The following is a 14,858-nucleotide window of genomic DNA, read 5'->3' as shown; positions in this document are numbered from 1 at the left end:
GAAAGGAGAGGGAGAGTATGAGCATTATCTTCAGCCAGGGGTCGGGGGTCGCCGACTCGGTGTTCGGCAAGAGCCAGGCCCCTATCAAGGCCATGATCGAGAGCGGCGTGGAGGCCTTCCAGCAGTTCAGCGCCGTGGACAAGGTGTTCAGCATGGACACCACCAAAAACTACGCCGAGAAGTACACCAGCGAGACGAGCCTGGGCGACTTCGCCGATGTGGGCGAGAACGGCGCCTACCCTAAGATCAGCATGCGGGAGGGCTACTCCAAGGTGATCGAGCCTACCACCTGGAAGTCCAGCTTTGAGATCACGCAGGAGATGGTGGAGGACGCCAAGATCGGCAAGGTGCGCAGCCGTGCCAACATCTTCACCACCAGCTACAACCGCACCCGGGAGAAGTTCGCCGCCAGCCTCATCGCCGGTGGCCTTTCCACCTCGGTGAAGTTCGGCGGCAAGAGCTACTCCACCGCCGCCGCCGACGGCGTGGCCCTCTTTTCCACCGCCCACCCCAGCATCACCAAAAAGAGCCTGGTGCAGTCCAACCGCTTTTCCGGCGCCTTTTCCACCGAGACGCTGGACGCCGTGCAGGAGAAGATGCAGATGTTCTGCGACGACGACGGCAACCTGCTGAACGTGGCCCCGGACACCATCATCATCCCCAATGTGGGCAGCCTCAAGCGGGCGGTGCTGGCCGCCGTGGGCAGCGATCTCGACCCCAACAGCCCCAACAACGCCCTCAACTTCCAGTGCGGGCTGTGGAACGTGATCGTCTGGCCTTATCTGCCCTCGACCCTGGGCGACAAGCCCTATTTCCTGCTGATGGACAGCCAGTTCAAGGACAACTACGAGTGCCTGCCCTGGCTGGACCGGGTGCCCCTGAGCGTGAAGAGCGACATCGACCCCAACACCGACGCCAACGTCATCAAGGGTCGCGCCCGCTTCGGCGCCGGCTTCAACAACTGGCGCTGCATCGCCGTCTGCGGCGAGGGGGTGGAGGGCACTGCCCTCACGGCGTAAGGCCGCCCGTCCAACGGTGCGGCGGGGCGCGAACAGCGCCCCGCCGCTTGCACGGAGGTGAACGATGAAGGACAAAGGACAGGACAGAAAGCGCCGCGCCTTCTGGCAGGCCCGGCTGGACGACGCCCGCCGGCAGTACGCCGAAAAAAGGGCGCGGATGGATCGCCGGGAAGACTGCTACAAGGGCACAAAGCAGATCCCGGCGGCGGGGGGCGGCGCGGCCAAGGCGGCGGGCAACGTGCGCAACATCGTCTACGAGCTGGTGGAGAGCCAGGTGGACGCCAGCGTGCCCCAGCCCAAGGTGACCGCCATCCACCCGGAGGACCGCCCCCTCGCCCGCAAGATCGAGGCGATGCTGCTGGCGCAGATCCGGCAGCTGAACTTCAAGGAGATGAACGATGAGCAGGAGCGCACCGTGCCCATCCAGGGAGGCGATTTCTGGCAGGTGGAGTGGGACCCCGCCGCGGGCTTCCACTGCACCATGGGTGACCTGGCGGTGAGCCTGCGCCACCCCAAGCAGGTCATCCCCCAGCCGGGGGTGTACGAACTGGAGCAGATGGACTACCTCTTTGTGCTGGTGAGCCAGAGCCGCCGGGCGCTGGAGCGCCGTTATGGCGTGCGGCTGCCGGAGGAGAGGGAGAGCGACGTGGCGGCCCGCACGTCGGCGGACGCGGACACGGTGGAGGGCCTGGTGACCCAGAACATCGCCTACTACCGCAACAGCGCGGGCGGTGTGGGCCTGTTTAGCTGGGTGGGGGACGTGACCCTGGAGGACATGGAGGACTACCAGGCCCGCCGCCAGTGGGTGTGTGCCGGGTGCGGCGCGCCGGTGGAACCGCCGAAAAACGGCGAGGCCGCCCGCTGCCCGGTGTGCGGGGCGCGCGGCGCCCGCAGCGTGCCGGTGGAAGAGCAGACCCTGCCCCGGGACGTGACCCTGCCCGGCGGCGAGGTGCTGCCGGCGATGGGCCGGGGACCGGCGCGGCCGGTGGTGAACCCGGACGGCACTCTTCAGCGGGACGAGGCCACCGGCGAGGTGATCCTGATGCCCGGTGAGATGCGGCCCACGGTGCTGCCCGCCTACAGCCCCCGGCACTATCCGCTGGTGCTGCGGCGCAACGTGCGGCTGTTCGGTCAGCTGCTGGGAGCCAGCGACGTGGATGTGATCGAGGACCAGCAGATCGCCATCAACAAGTACGGCACCAAGATCCAGGAAAAGCTGCTCAAGGGGGGCAGCTATGTCACCCTGCCCCAGGGGGTGAACATCGAGACCACCGACCGGGAGCTGAAGATCATCCGGCTGAAAAACCCGGCGGACAAGGCCCTCATCAGCGTGCTCAACATCCAGCCGGACACCAGCCGCGACCAGCAGATGCTGGAAGTGAATTACAGCTGGGCCAAGAGCACCCTGGGCATCACCGACGCGTTCCAGGGCAAATACGACTCCTCGGCGGTGAGCGGCGTGGCAAAGCAGTTCTCGGCCAACCAGTCGGCGGGGCGGCTGCAGTCCAAGCGGGAGATGAAGAACCAGGCCTATGCCCGCCTCTACCGGCTGATGTTCCAGTTCATGCTGGCCTACTCCGACGAGCCCTATCCCATGATCCTCCACGGGCCGGACGGCGCGGTGGAGTACGCCCACTTCGATCGCTATGAGTTTTTGAAGCGGGACGCGGCGGGGGCGCTCTACTGGAACGACGAGTTCCTCTTTGACGTGGATCCGGCCTCGAATCTCGCCTCCAACCGGGAGAATCTGTGGACCATGATCGACCAGAAGTACCAGGCGGGGGCCTTCGGGCCGATGGGGGAGACGAAAAGCCTCTACCGGCTGTGGACGCTGCTGGCCGAGACCGGCTATCCCCATGCCGAGGCGATGAAGGCGAGCATCCGCGGCGAGATGGAGCAGGAGGAACAAAACGGGGCGCAACAGGCCGACGCCGCGCCCCCGCAGGAAGGAGGAGCGGTCCAATGACATGGAAGGATGTGAAGCTGGCAACGCTGCAAAAGATGTTCAGCGCCGAGGGCCTTGTCATCAACGAGGCCGACGACGGCGTGCGGGAATACCTGAACGCCATGCCCCAGGCGGCCAACGAGGGGCTGCAGCTGCTGTGCACCGCCGGCAAATACCTGCGCCGCTGCCACGAGTTCGAGGCGGGCGCCGAGGGGGAGACGCGCACGGTGGACCTGCAGGAGGCGGTGCCGGACCTCTACCGCGTCGAGCAGTTGGAACTGTATTCCTTTGACAGTGCGGGCGCGCCGGTGCCGGTGCGGGGCGCGAAGCTGGTGGCGGGCCGGTATCTGGTGCTGCCAAACGCGCCGGGCGGAAAACTGGCGCTCTATTACAACGCATGGCCCCAGCCGGTGACCAGCGCCACGCCGGACGAGGAGAAACTTCCGCTGGATCCGGAGGTGGCGGTGCTGCTGCCCCTCTACATGGCCAGCCAGCTCTACAAGGACGACGACATCACCCTGGCCACCATGTACCGCAACGAATTTGAGGTGGCGTTCAGCCTGCTGCAGCGGGCGGATTCCGGCGAGGTGGGCGGCGAGTTCACCTGTGTGACGGGGTGGTGGTGAGATGGCCCGGTTCACAGTGCCCGCCCAGCCGTCGCGCAGCGTTTTGTGCGTGGACCGGCTGCTGGGCGTGGACATGACCAACGACCCCGGCAACGTGGCCAAGGAGCAGAGCCCCTGCGGCGACAACATGATCCGGGATGTGCCCGGCAAGGTGCGCAAATGTATGGGGTATCAGCGGGTGGCCACCCTGCCGGGGGCGATCAACGGCTGCCATTTCTTCGGGCAGGACGTGCTGGTGCACGCGGGCGTGGCTCTCTACCGCACCGGGCGGGACTGGGAGGAGGCGCCCAAGCAGATATACACCGGCATGGCCAACGCCGCCAGCCGCAGCTGGCAGCTCAGCGGGAAACTTTTCATTGCCGACGGCAAGGCGCTGCTGGTGTACGACGGCAAAACGGTGCAGCCCGCCGCCAACCTGGCCAAGGTGCCGCTGTTCACCATCGCCCGCCCCCCGGCGGGGGGCGGCGTGCAGTACGAGCCGCTGAACCTGCTGCAGCCCAAATTCACCGAGCGGTTCGCCGGCACCGAGGCGGACACCGTCTATTGTCTGAGCTTTTCGGGCCTGGACAGCACGGCGGTAACGGTGCGGCTGCTGCAGAAAAACGGCAGCTGGAGCCAGATGACCGAGGGGACAGGGTTCACGGTGAACCGGGCGGCCGGCCAGGTGACCTTTACGGCGGCCCCCGGCAAGAGCCCCGTCACCGGCGAGGACAACGTGGAGATCACCGCCGCCCGCACGGTGACGGGCTACGCCGACCGGATCAACCGCTGTGACGTGGGGGCGCTGTTCGGGGTGAGCGGCGCGGCCGACCGGCTGTTCCTCTCCGGCAACCCGGAGTTTCCCAACTATGACTGGTTCAGCGGCCAGAACGACGGCACCTACTGGCCGGATACCGGCTACTCGGTGCTGGGCAGCGGCGCGGGGGCGGTGATGGGCTACTCGGTCATCAACAACTACCTGGCCGCCCACAAGGACGCCGGCGAGACCGAGCGGAACGTCATCCTGCGCCGGGGCGATCTGGTGGAGGACGAGCCCTCGTTCCCCATCGTGAACACCCTGCAGGGTCCCGGCGCGGCGGCCAAGGGCAGCTTTGCCTATCTGGCCTCGGAGCCGGTGTTCCTCACGGCGCTGGGCGTCTACGCCGTCACCCCCAGCGACATCAGCGGCGAGCGCTACAGCCAGAACCGCAGCTATTACCTCAACGGGGCCCTCACCAAAGAGACGGGCCTGGAGGCGGCCACGGCGGCGGTCCACCGCGACCTGTACTGGCTGTGCCTCAACGGAAAGGCATACATTCTGGACGGGATGCAGGATCTGGGCACCCGCAGCGGCGAGCCCTACAGCACCCGCCAGTACGCGGCCTTTTACCGCACCAACCTGCCCGCCCGCACCATCTGGACCCAGGGGGACCAGCTGTATTTCGGTGACGGCAACGGCGGGGTGTTCCGGTTTTATTCCGACCCCACCATGCCCGAAAGTTACAACGACGACGGCGCGGCCATCCAAGCCGTGTGGGAGACGCCGGACCTGGGCGGCAAGCTGTTCTACAAAAACAAAAGCTTCTGCCGCTACGCGCTGCAGCTGACCCCGGCGGTGGCCACCAGCGTGGCGGTGTGGGTGCAAAAGCGTGGCATCTGGCGGCTGGTGCGCCGGGAAGAGCGCAAGGCCCGCTACCTGAGCTACTGCCGGTGGTGCTACTCCAAATTCACCTACTCCAACGACAGCACCACCAAGACCCTGTACGGCAAGCTGCGCATCAAGCGGGTGGACAAGGCCCGTTTCCGCTTTGAGAACGGGGAGAAAAACGAGCCCTTCGGCCTGATGGCCTGGGCGCTGGAGTTCACCGAAAACGGTAATTACAAGGGATGAGGGCCGGGCTTTCCGGCCGGAAAGGAGAAATGCAATGGCATTCGATCGGATCACCGACGGCGACCTTCTGGGCAAGGGCAACATCGGCCGCCCCGACACCCCCGGCGTGGACACCTCCGAGATGCAGCGCATCCTGGACGAACTGCCCCGGGAGGTGATCGTGCCGGCCTTCAACCGGCTGACTGGCCAGCTGGAGGACCCCGGCGCGGCCGCCAGCCTGGGGGCCGCGCCTCCCGCGGGCCTGCCGGAGGGCACCCCCGCCACGGTGCAGGGCGCGCTGGAGGCGCTGAACGCCCGGGCGGAGGAGGGCTTTACCGGCGCGGGCAGCGCGCTGGCGGCCCACACCGGCCGCACGGATAACCCCCACGCGGTCACCGCCGCCCAGACGGGGGCCTACACCAGGGCCGAGACCGACGCCGCCATCGGGCAGCGGGTGGTGGAGATCGGCGCGGGCGATATGGCCAAATCGGTCTACGACCCGCAGGACGGGCGCATCGACGTGACGGTGCAGACCTACGCCCACACCAAGAGCGGCACGGTGCACAACTTTGCGGGCAGCGGGGCCAACGGCCGGGCGAAGATGACCGCGGACGTGGCGGCGGGGGACACCTTCACGGTGAACGGCGCGCCGGTGACGGCCTACATGGGCGCGGAGAGCGCCGCCGACGCCATGGCCGGCGGCAGCTGGAGCGGCCGGTGGGTGAGTTTCGTGTTCGACGGCGCGACGCTGGATTTTAAGGGAGGCGGCGGCAGGGTAACGGTGAGCGGCCTGTCTGCCGGCGCCGTCAAAACAGGGGTCACGGTGGCCGTGAAGCAGGGGGAAAAGACCGTGCAGACCGTGGCCGGCACCTTCACCTCGGACGCGAACGCCGCAGCGGGCCAGATCCTCAGCGGCCGCACCGCCTATGTGAAGGGGGCGAAGGTGACCGGCACCATCCCGTCCAAAGCGGCCGCCACCATTACCCCCAAGACCACCAACCAGACCATCGCCGCGGGGCAGTACCTTTCCGGGGCGCAGACCATCGCGGGCTCGCCCAACCTGGCAGCGGGGAACATCCGCGCCGGGGTGAACATTTTCGGGGTGGTGGGGACGCTGCTGCCGGCAAATGTGGGGTATTATACCCACCTCGTGTCAGCGGCCTGGACACCGTCCGTAAGCTACACGTTTCAATCAAACGTCAACACCGCGATCGTTGTGGCAGCCAGCAGCGCGTCCGACAGCGGCAGCCCTGCCATACCGCCCAGCCTGACCGTATCCGGAGCGACCGTGGTGGGGCTGGGCTCCACCGGTACGGATTACTTTTATACCACGACGTTTGTGATCGCTTACCTCGTGACCGGGATCAAGGCCGGGGCGGTCCTTACCGCCACGGCTACCGGCGGTTCCGGAGGCAGAGCACTTGCCGTGCAGGTGATCCGGATCAATTGACGCGGCATAATGGAGGGAACCATGCAAAAAGCAATCGACGTCTCAAAACATCAAAACACCTTCACGCCGGCGGCGGCCCAGGCGGCGGGCGTTTCCACCGTCATTCTGCGGGCGGCCTACGGCAATTTCATGGATGTGCGCTTCGGGCAGTTCACCGCCGACTGCAAAGCGGCGGGCCTGCGCACCGGCGCGTACATCTTTCTGACGCATCACTACTACAATAAAAACGGGGGCAGCGCAGACGCCGCCCGCGCCATCCTGCACAAGCACCTGGACGTGCTGATGGAGATTTTGGAAGGCCGGGGCATCACCAGCTGGGTGGCGCTGGATCAGGAGCTTGAGAAAGGCCAGGCCATGACACTCACCCCGGCGGAAAACACCGCCCTGCTGAACGAGGCGGCCGCCAGGCTGCGGGCGGCGGGCTACACCCCCTGTGTGTATTGCTCCGCCAGCTGGGCCAAAAGCCGCATCGACACCGACGCGCTGGACTGCCCGCTCTGGCTGGCCTATTACTACGCCGACCCGGGCGATCCGGATTTTGACGACTGCGCGGCCATCGAGGACGTGAACACCGCCTGGGGCGAGTACACCCGCAGCCTGGGGCACAAACTCTGCGGCTGGCAGTTCGGGCGCATCGGCTACGGCGCAAAGTACGGCGTGGGCAGCGCGAACGTGGACCGGGACTGGATCTACTTCCAGCCCAACGACAACGAGGAGGAGGAGAGACCTGTGTTTACTTCTGATACCCTGAAGATCGGCCCCGTTTCCGGCGGCGACCGGGCGGCCGTCCGCACCCTGGCGGAGAGCCTGGCGGTGGCCGCCGTGGATGACGGTGATTTCATCATTGTGGGACCCATGTCCGCCGGCGACCGGGCTGCTGTGAGCAACAAGGCGCTGGCCCTGGGCCTGGGCTGCCAGGACTACACCGCCCCGGCCCAGCAGCCGGAAGAGGGCGAAGAGCAGCGGCCGCCCGTGGAGGAGCCGGCCGGGCAGGAAAAACCCGCCGTGGACCTGACCGGAGTGCTGGAGGCGCTGGAGCGCATCGAGGCGGCCCAGGCGGCCCAGGGCCAGCAGCTGACGGCACTGTCGGCGGGCGTTGCCAAACTGGAGAACAAACTGGCGGCGGCCGGCGGCGCGCTGGCGGGATAAAAAGGGGGAAACGGACAATGGACAACAATATTTTCCTGATGGTAAAAGCCGCCATTGTGGGCGTCTTCGGCGCCTTTGGCGCGGCCTTCGGCTGGCTGGGCTGGCTGGTGCTGGCCTGGGTGGCGTGCATGGTGATCGACTACATCTCCGGCTCCTCGGCGGCCATGAAGGCGGGCCAGTGGTCCAGTGCCCAGGCCCGCAGCGGCATCTGGCACAAGGGCGGCATGATCGTGGTGGTCATCGTGGCGGCGCTGGCGGATGCGGTGCTGGGCATGGTGGCGGCCAAGGTGCCGGGCCTGCCCATCGACTATACGGTGCTGCTGCTGCCGGTGGTGCTGGTGTGGTACATCCTCACCGAGCTGGGCAGCATTCTGGAGAACGCCGCCGCCATGGGCGCCCCGGTTCCGGACTTTTTGATCCGCGTTCTGGCAAGTGCGAAGGAGACGGTGGAGGATGCCGCCGGAGAGGCGTGAGAAAGGAGGCTGTGACAGATGGCATTGGTGGAAGGAACCGGCGGTGCGGTGAACGGCACCGGATGGAAAAACCAGACAAAGAACCAGAACAAGAACAAGACCCAGACCCAGACCACCACCGCGTCGGCCAGCACCGCCGCGACGGGCACAGGCATCGACCTGTCGCTGCTGCAAAGCATCTATGCCCAGCAGCAGGCTGCGGCGGCGGAGGCGGAGCGGCAGAGGCGGGAGGCGGCACAGAGGGCCTATGACCGCAGTATGGCCGCGCTGAACGCCGCGTACAGCGGCCAGATCGAGGCGCTGAAAAACAACTACAACTCCACCCTGGGGCAGCTGCAGAGCGACTATGACCAGGGGGCGGCGGGGGTGGACCGCAACGCGGACAGCGCCCTGCAGCAGGCCTACATCAACCAGATGATGACCCTCAAAAACCTGCCTCAGCAGCTCAGCGCCCAGGGCATCAGCGGCGGCGCGGCCGAGACCACCCTGGCAGGCGTTTACAACAATTACGGCAACAGCCGCAACGAGATCAACACAGCCCGCGGGCAAAACCTGGCGGAACTGATGACCCAGCTGAACGCGGGGAAAAGCCAGGCACAGCAGGCGTACAATTCGCAGCTGTCCGACGCGCAGGCCACGCGTCTTGCCTATGAGATGCAGCTGGAGCAGAACCTGTCCAACGCCGTGGCGGACGCCGCCGCCGTGAACTACGACCGGCAGTTTGACATCAGCAGCGAATACCTCACCCAGGTGGCGAAACTGCAGAGCGAGATGGCCTCCGCCGCCCGCAAAGCGAGCCAGAGCACGATCAGCGCGTCCAACACTCAGCAGACCAAGTCGGCGCAGCAGAGCGACCTGCTGGAACAGGTGTGGCGCAGCGCCTGGAACAACGCGAAAAACGCCGGCGGCAGCCAGGCCGACGCGGTGCAGGCCGCCAACGCCGCGGCCGCCCAGTACATCGTGGAGGGTGTGGGTTCCAAGCTGTTCACCAAATCCGAGGCGAACGGCTGGCTCAAGGAGATCCTGCAAAACCTCACCTGACGCGCCTGCGCTGTACGCGCAGCAAAGAACCCCCGGGCCCTTTTGGGGCCCGGGGGTTCTTTGCTGCCGGGGAAAACGAACCGTCCTGCGCACAGAGGCTCAGGACTGCAGGCTTTGAATGTGTTCTGCCACCCTTGCGTCCTCGCATTTGATGTGGTTGAGCAGCCAGACGACCATCTGCTTGTTGATCTCCGTCATCAGCTGCGGGGTGGCTCCTTCCTCCTTCAGGCGGGCCGCCAGCCTTTCTACCACCTTGATGAAGGTCTCGTGAAAGCGCTTGTGGTTGGCGTAATCCGGATAGCCGTAGCGCACCTGCAACTCTTCCTCGTGAATAAAATGGGTGCGGGTGTACTGGGTCAAAAAGTCGATGGTACCGCTCAGCTCATCCCTCCCTTTGCCGGCGGCGGCCGGGGCGAAGGTACGTTTGAGGTAGTGCCCGGCGGCAACCAGGTCGTCACCGGCGGGGGAAATGGGGACGGCTCCGGCAACGTGGACAACTGGTGAAGAGGACGCAAAGCAGCGCTTTACACAACAAAGAGGCAGTCCCCCGGGGACTGTCTCTTTTGCTGTCTGCGCCCGGGCGGCATGAACGCGATGTCCGAAAACAAAAAGCCGCCCCGCAGCGCGGGGCGGCCGGGAGGGGCGGGCTCTGGCCCGCCCCCAGGCTGTTTCTTCATACCCAACGTGCGCCAAACGCGGGGCGGCGTCCGGCGCGGGGAAAAGCAAAAGCCGCTTGAACATTGCGTTCAAGCGGCTTTTTGGAGCTGTTAATGCGATTCGAACGCACGACCTCATCCTTACCAAGGATGTGCTCTGCCGACTGAGCTATAACAGCAAATGGCGACCCGGATGAGGCTCGAACTCACGACCTCTAGCGTGACAGGCTAGCGTTCTAACCGACTGAACTACCGGGCCACATCGCGATTGGCGACGTGTATTATTATATCCAAGGAAGCGGCGAATGTCAACACTTTTTTTCAAAAAATGAGAGGACAAAAAAACAGGGCCGAAACCCGCCGGGAGGGCTTGACTTTCTCGGCGTTTTTTTGTATAGTAAATGAGTGCTCAAATTTAGGGGTATAGCTCAGCTGGTAGAGCAGCGGTCTCCAAAACCGCGTGCCGAGGGTTCGAATCCTTCTGCCCCTGCCAAACAAAAAGGGTGCTGCGTGTGCGCAGCACCCTTTTTGTTTGGCAAAGACGGAACTTTTTCACCCGAGACACGCGTCACCCTTTTTGGCGCGGCGGGCTTTTTCGGGCGGGGGTTAAAGGGACAGGCTGTATTCCGCCACCCGCCAGCCGCTGTCGCTCAGCACCAGCCGCACCGGCGTGACATACGCCTCCACCGGGGTGTACTGCCTGCCTTCGCCCCATCCCACAAAGTTTTCATCCTCCTCGTCCAGATGAAGCGACAGCTGCCAGAACAGCAGGCTGCCGTCCGGCTGAAGGGCGGGCTCGGTGTACGCCGTGCCGCAGTGGGAGATATCGCTGCCCGCGTCGCTCATCATAAAGCGGATGGTGTCGCCCTCCCCCTGGTAGAACAGGGATGGCTCGGGACGGGCGTCCGCGGCAAGGGGGCCGCCCAGCATCCCGCCGCCCATGGCGGGGGTGAACACGCAGCCGAGGAACTGCTCCAGCTCGCTGTAACGAACGTACATCGCCCCCGCCGTGGAGGTGTAGCTCCAGGTCGCCTCGTCGTATTCGCTGGGGTCAAGGCCGTGGTGCAGCCCGTGATGGTGATACAGGAAGTATTGGGCCGCGGCCAGCGCGCAGGCGGCCTGCTCGTCCAGAGCGGCGGGCACGGTGTAGGCGGCGGACCGGTCGAAGCGGGATTCCACCCAGGGCACGTCCACCGTGACCCGCTGCACCGGGGTCTTCGGCGGCGCATAGCCCCCGGCGCGGATGGCGATGGTCCCCTCCGAGGGGTGAAAGTATGAGTCTTCCCACACAGTGAAGGAGCCCGCCGGCAGGCCGAAGGCCGCGTCCGCCTCCTCCAGGGTGCCCTCCCAATACGGGATGAAGAGTTCTACCTGGTCGGGCCAGAGCACATTTTCATCCAGCGTGGGCTCGACGTCCTCGAGGGAAAACGACGGGGCGTTCGGGGGCATGGCGGCCCTCCATTCCTCCAGGCTCACCTCTCTGGGAGCCGGGCTGGGGGAAGGCGCGGGCGTCGCCTTTGGCAGGGAAGCAGCGGGCGTGCTGCCCGGCACGCCGGCGGTGGAAGCGGGGGCGGCGCAGCCCGCCAGCAGAACGGCGCAGGCCAGCGCGGTGGTGAGGGTGCGTTTCATGGAATGACCTCCTTTGACGGCGGCCTCACAGCGGCCACACACCCTTTATACGGCGCAGACGGGGCATTTTGTTTCGTGCTTTATGGAGAAGAAACGAGGTCTGCTTTGTGCAATGGGGCACAAAGCAGACCTCGTTTTTGCGTATCGTGTCACATGCCGGCCAGCAGGCCGTCCACAAACTGACGGGCCAGGCGGGCCGAACGCCCGCCCCGCTCCAGCGCGTAGCGCTCGGCGCGGCGCTCCAGTTCATCGGTGGGCAGCTGCACCCCGCCCGCCGCGGCCAGATGCCGCACGATGTGCAGGAAGGTGGCCTTGTCGGGCTTGGAGAAGGTGATGTGGATGCCGAACCGCTCCGACAGGCTCACCAGCTCCTGCATGGTGTCGTTGCGGTGCACCTCGTCGCCCTCCCGGTCGCTGAATTTCTCCTTGATGATGTGCCGCCGGTTGCTGGTGGCGTAGATCACCACGTTTTTGCTTTTGGCGGTCACCGAGCCCTCCAGCACCGCCTTCAGGGCGCTGTAATTGTCGTCGTCTTTCAAAAAGGAGAGGTCGTCGATGAAGAGCACGAACTTGAGGGGGTTGGCCGCCAGTTCGTCCAGCACCCGGGGAATGGCCCGCAACTGGTCCTTGCGCACCTCGATGATGCGCAGCCCCTCGGCGAACAGGGCGTTGCCGATGGCCTTCACCGCCGAGGATTTGCCGGTGCCCGCGTCGCCGGTGAGAAGAATGTTCGCCGCCGGCTTGCCCGCCAGCAGCGCCCGGGTGTTGCGCAGGATGATCGCCCGCTGGGCCTCGTAGTCCACCAGATCGTCGAGACTGGTGGCGTCCGGGTGGCTCACCGGGGTGATGCGGCCCGCCTCGTCCAGATAGAACATCCGGTTGGCGGCCCAGATGCCGTAGCCGTAGCGGTGGATGTTCTCCACCCGGTGCAGGTAGCTGCCGGGCAGGTCCACCCCGCCAAAGGCGTAGCGGGGCAGGGGGGCCGCCGGCTGGGGCAGATCCTCCAGCAGCGCTTCGGGGGCAAGGTCCGCCAGCCGCTGCAGGCTGGTCAGCTCCGCCGTCAGCGCCGCGGCCAGATGCTCCGGCACGGGCCTGCCCGCGCCCACGGTGCGCACATAGACGTTGTCGCTGTCCTCGCACAGGCGCAGGATGTGCCGGCCCAGTTCGCCCCCGTTCGCCTCGTACAGCGCCGCCACAAAGGCGGCGTAGCGCCCGGCGGCGGGAGCGTCCAGATACTCCTTCAGCGCCGCCAGCACCGGGTCGGCCAGCAGGGGGCGGAAGATGGCCAGCGCGTCCAGGCCGGCGGCCAGCGTTTTGCGTTCGGTGTTGTCCATATCAGTTCAGGATCGCCCCGTAAGCGCCGCCGGAGACCAGCGAGGCATAGCGCTTGAGGTATCCCGTGACCTCCTTTTTCTTGGGCACAAAGTGCTTCATCCGCTCCTCCAGCACCGCCTGGTCCACCAGCAGTTCGATGGAGTGGCCGGGGATGTCGATGCGGATGGTGTCGCCCTCCTCCACCACGCCGATCAGGCCGCCGGAGGCCGCCTCGGGGGTGATGTGGCCCACGCAGGCGCCACGGGTGGCGCCGCTGAAGCGGCCGTCGGTGATGAGGGCCACGCTGCTGCCCAGACCCATGCCCATGATGGCGGAGGTGGGGTTGAGCATCTCCCGCATGCCGGGGCCGCCCTTGGGCCCCTCGTAGCGGATGACCACCACGTCGCCGGGGTGGATGAGGCCGGCGTTGATGGCCTTCTGGGCCTCCTCCTCGCCGTCGAACACCCGGGCGGGGCCCTCGTGCACCAGCATCTCGGGGGCCACGGCGCTGCGCTTGACCACGCTGCCCTCGGGGGCCAGGTTGCCCCGCAGCACCGCGATGCCGCCGGTCTCGCTGTACGGGTCTTCCACCGGGCGGATGACCGAGTGGTCCAGGTTGGGGCACTCGGCGATGCACTCGCCGATGGTGCGGCCGGACACGGTCATGCAGTCGGTGTGAAGCAGGCCCTTCTTGGAGAGTTCGTTCATCACCACATACACGCCGCCCGCCTCGTCCAGCTGCTCGATGTAGGTGCGGCCGGCGGGGGCCAGGTGGCACAGGTTGGGGGTTTTCTCGCTGATGGCGTTGGCCACGTCCAGGTTCAGCTCCACGCCGCACTCGTGGGCGATGGCCGGCAGGTGCAGCATGCTGTTGGTGGAGCAGCCCAGGGCCATGTCCACCGTCAGGGCGTTCATCAGCGCCTCTTTGGTCATGATCTGGCGGGCGGTCACGCCCTTGCGCACCAGGTCCATCACCGCCATGCCGGCGTGCTTTGCCAGTTCCAGCCGGGCGGAGTAGACGGCGGGGATGGTGCCGTTGCCCTTGAGGCCCATGCCCATGGCCTCGGTGAGGCAGTTCATGGAGTTGGCGGTATACATCCCCGAGCAGGAGCCGCAGGTGGGGCAGGTCTTGTGCTCGTACTCCCGCAGCTTTTCCTCGGTGATCTTGCCGGCGTTGTACTGGCCCACCGCCTCCGAGATGGAGGAGAAGCTGGTGCGTCCGCCGTCCACATGGCCGGCCAGCATCGGCCCGCCGCTGACGAACACGGTGGGCAGGTCCAGCCGGGCGGCGGCCATCAGCAGGCCGGGCACGTTCTTGTCGCAGTTGGGCACCATCACCAGCGCGTCGAAGCCGTGAGCCAGGGTCATGGCCTCGGTGGAGTCGGCGATCAGGTCGCGGGTGACCAGCGAGTATTTCATGCCGGTGTGGCCCATGGCGATGCCGTCGCACACGGCGATGGCGGGGAAGACGATGGGGGTGCCGCCGGCCATGGCCACGCCCAGCTTCACCGCCTCCACGATCTTGTCCAGATTCATGTGGCCGGGCACGATCTCGTTGTAGCTGCTCACGATGCCCACCAGCGGGCGGCTGACCTCCTCCTCGGTGAGGCCCAGGGCGTGATAGAGGGCGCGGTGCGGCGCGTTCTGGGCGCCGCATTTCAAAGAATCGCTTTTCATTGGTTCGGTCTCCTTTCAAAGGAGCGCCGC

General features: G+C 66.1%; 13 protein-coding genes and 3 tRNA genes. 10 read left to right on the top strand and 6 right to left on the bottom strand.

Translation table 11 applies throughout. The annotated features are described in order from the left end of the window. The first annotated feature begins 17 nt into the window (after nt 1-17). The 8 genes from ACH2A7_RS08480 to ACH2A7_RS08445 all read left to right on the top strand — a co-directional run bounded on the left by ACH2A7_RS08480 (nt 18) and on the right by ACH2A7_RS08445 (nt 9,552). Nucleotides 18-1,019, top strand: a complete 1,002-nt coding sequence (locus ACH2A7_RS08480) for a hypothetical protein (protein ID WP_394961358.1) — start codon at nt 18-20, stop codon at nt 1,017-1,019. A gap of 64 nt (nt 1,020-1,083) precedes the next feature. Then, on the top strand, nt 1,084-2,985 hold the full coding sequence (locus ACH2A7_RS08475) for a hypothetical protein (RefSeq protein WP_394961357.1): 1,902 nt from the start codon (nt 1,084-1,086) through the stop codon (nt 2,983-2,985). Next, the gene (locus ACH2A7_RS08470) at nt 2,982-3,590 is read left to right on the top strand and encodes a hypothetical protein (RefSeq protein WP_394961356.1); all 609 of its coding nucleotides are present in this window, start codon (nt 2,982-2,984) and stop codon (nt 3,588-3,590) included. The genes ACH2A7_RS08475 and ACH2A7_RS08470 overlap by 4 nt, the downstream gene beginning before the upstream one ends. 1 nt (nt 3,591) lies before the next feature. Next, nucleotides 3,592-5,460, top strand: a complete 1,869-nt coding sequence (locus ACH2A7_RS08465) for a hypothetical protein (RefSeq protein ID WP_394961355.1) — start codon at nt 3,592-3,594, stop codon at nt 5,458-5,460. Between the two features lie 34 nt (nt 5,461-5,494). Continuing rightward, nucleotides 5,495-6,889, top strand: a complete 1,395-nt coding sequence (locus ACH2A7_RS08460) for a hypothetical protein (protein WP_394961354.1) — start codon at nt 5,495-5,497, stop codon at nt 6,887-6,889. Between the two features lie 21 nt (nt 6,890-6,910). Continuing rightward, entirely contained in the window at nt 6,911-8,038 is a 1,128-nt protein-coding gene (locus ACH2A7_RS08455; protein ID WP_394961353.1) for a GH25 family lysozyme, read from the top strand. Between the two features lie 17 nt (nt 8,039-8,055). Further along, on the top strand, nt 8,056-8,511 hold the full coding sequence (locus tag ACH2A7_RS08450) for a holin family protein (RefSeq protein ID WP_394961352.1): 456 nt from the start codon (nt 8,056-8,058) through the stop codon (nt 8,509-8,511). An 18-nt stretch (nt 8,512-8,529) separates the two neighbouring features. Further along, nucleotides 8,530-9,552: a hypothetical protein gene (locus tag ACH2A7_RS08445; protein ID WP_394961350.1), complete on the top strand. Its 1,023-nt coding sequence runs from the start codon at nt 8,530-8,532 to the stop codon at nt 9,550-9,552. Nucleotides 9,553-9,651: 99 nt separating this feature from the next. Here ACH2A7_RS08445 and ACH2A7_RS08440 read toward each other — a convergent pair whose 3' ends face one another. Continuing rightward, nucleotides 9,652-9,912: a bacteriohemerythrin gene (locus ACH2A7_RS08440; protein ID WP_394961348.1), complete on the bottom strand. Its 261-nt coding sequence runs from the start codon at nt 9,910-9,912 to the stop codon at nt 9,652-9,654. On the opposite strand from ACH2A7_RS08440, the gene ACH2A7_RS08435 reads away from it, so the two are divergent. Further along, the gene (locus tag ACH2A7_RS08435; RefSeq protein ID WP_394961417.1) at nt 9,889-10,056 is read left to right on the top strand and encodes a hypothetical protein; all 168 of its coding nucleotides are present in this window, start codon (nt 9,889-9,891) and stop codon (nt 10,054-10,056) included. The genes ACH2A7_RS08440 and ACH2A7_RS08435 overlap by 24 nt on opposite strands. A 255-nt stretch (nt 10,057-10,311) precedes the next feature. Here the strand turns inward: ACH2A7_RS08435 and ACH2A7_RS08430 are convergent. Both ACH2A7_RS08430 and ACH2A7_RS08425 read right to left on the bottom strand, forming a co-directional pair. Next, nucleotides 10,312-10,387 (bottom strand) — tRNA-Thr (locus ACH2A7_RS08430). A 3-nt stretch (nt 10,388-10,390) separates the two neighbouring features. Beyond that, nucleotides 10,391-10,467, bottom strand: a tRNA-Asp gene (locus ACH2A7_RS08425). A gap of 158 nt (nt 10,468-10,625) precedes the next feature. Between ACH2A7_RS08425 and ACH2A7_RS08420 the strand changes: the two genes are divergently transcribed. Continuing rightward, nucleotides 10,626-10,701, top strand: a tRNA-Trp gene (locus ACH2A7_RS08420). A 113-nt stretch (nt 10,702-10,814) separates the two neighbouring features. Here ACH2A7_RS08420 and ACH2A7_RS08415 read toward each other — a convergent pair. The 3 genes from ACH2A7_RS08415 to ilvD form a co-directional block, all read right to left on the bottom strand. Continuing rightward, nucleotides 10,815-11,837 carry a hypothetical protein gene (locus ACH2A7_RS08415; protein WP_394961347.1) on the bottom strand — a complete coding sequence of 341 codons (1,023 nt, stop codon included), beginning with the start codon at nt 11,835-11,837 and terminating at the stop codon, nt 10,815-10,817. A gap of 149 nt (nt 11,838-11,986) precedes the next feature. Beyond that, entirely contained in the window at nt 11,987-13,171 is a 1,185-nt protein-coding gene (locus ACH2A7_RS08410; protein ID WP_394961345.1) for an ATP-binding protein, read from the bottom strand. A 1-nt stretch (nt 13,172) separates the two neighbouring features. Next, nucleotides 13,173-14,828, bottom strand: a complete 1,656-nt coding sequence (gene ilvD, locus ACH2A7_RS08405) for a dihydroxy-acid dehydratase (RefSeq protein WP_394961343.1) — start codon at nt 14,826-14,828, stop codon at nt 13,173-13,175. Nucleotides 14,829-14,858: the final 30 nt, after the last annotated feature.

Source organism: Candidatus Allofournierella merdavium (assembly GCF_944382735.1).
Taxonomy (GTDB): domain Bacteria; phylum Bacillota; class Clostridia; order Oscillospirales; family Ruminococcaceae; genus Allofournierella_A; species Allofournierella_A merdavium.
This window is presented reverse-complemented; position numbering and strand designations above follow the sequence as displayed.

Excerpts from the sequence above, each read along its gene's own strand:
- ACH2A7_RS08480 (WP_394961358.1), top strand. The coding sequence starts at position 18 with ATGAGCATTATCTTCAGCCAGGGGTCGGGGGTCGCCGACTCGGTGTTC.
- ACH2A7_RS08475 (WP_394961357.1), top strand. The coding sequence starts at position 1,084 with ATGAAGGACAAAGGACAGGACAGAAAGCGCCGCGCCTTCTGGCAGGCC.
- ACH2A7_RS08470 (WP_394961356.1), top strand. The coding sequence starts at position 2,982 with ATGACATGGAAGGATGTGAAGCTGGCAACGCTGCAAAAGATGTTCAGC.
- ACH2A7_RS08465 (WP_394961355.1), top strand. The coding sequence starts at position 3,592 with ATGGCCCGGTTCACAGTGCCCGCCCAGCCGTCGCGCAGCGTTTTGTGC.
- ACH2A7_RS08460 (WP_394961354.1), top strand. The coding sequence starts at position 5,495 with ATGGCATTCGATCGGATCACCGACGGCGACCTTCTGGGCAAGGGCAAC.
- ACH2A7_RS08455 (WP_394961353.1), top strand. The coding sequence starts at position 6,911 with ATGCAAAAAGCAATCGACGTCTCAAAACATCAAAACACCTTCACGCCG.
- ACH2A7_RS08450 (WP_394961352.1), top strand. The coding sequence starts at position 8,056 with ATGGACAACAATATTTTCCTGATGGTAAAAGCCGCCATTGTGGGCGTC.
- ACH2A7_RS08445 (WP_394961350.1), top strand. The coding sequence starts at position 8,530 with ATGGCATTGGTGGAAGGAACCGGCGGTGCGGTGAACGGCACCGGATGG.
- ACH2A7_RS08435 (WP_394961417.1), top strand. The coding sequence starts at position 9,889 with ATGGGTGCGGGTGTACTGGGTCAAAAAGTCGATGGTACCGCTCAGCTC.
- ACH2A7_RS08415 (WP_394961347.1), bottom strand. The coding sequence starts at position 11,837 with ATGAAACGCACCCTCACCACCGCGCTGGCCTGCGCCGTTCTGCTGGCG.
- ACH2A7_RS08410 (WP_394961345.1), bottom strand. The coding sequence starts at position 13,171 with ATGGACAACACCGAACGCAAAACGCTGGCCGCCGGCCTGGACGCGCTG.
- ilvD (WP_394961343.1), bottom strand. The coding sequence starts at position 14,828 with ATGAAAAGCGATTCTTTGAAATGCGGCGCCCAGAACGCGCCGCACCGC.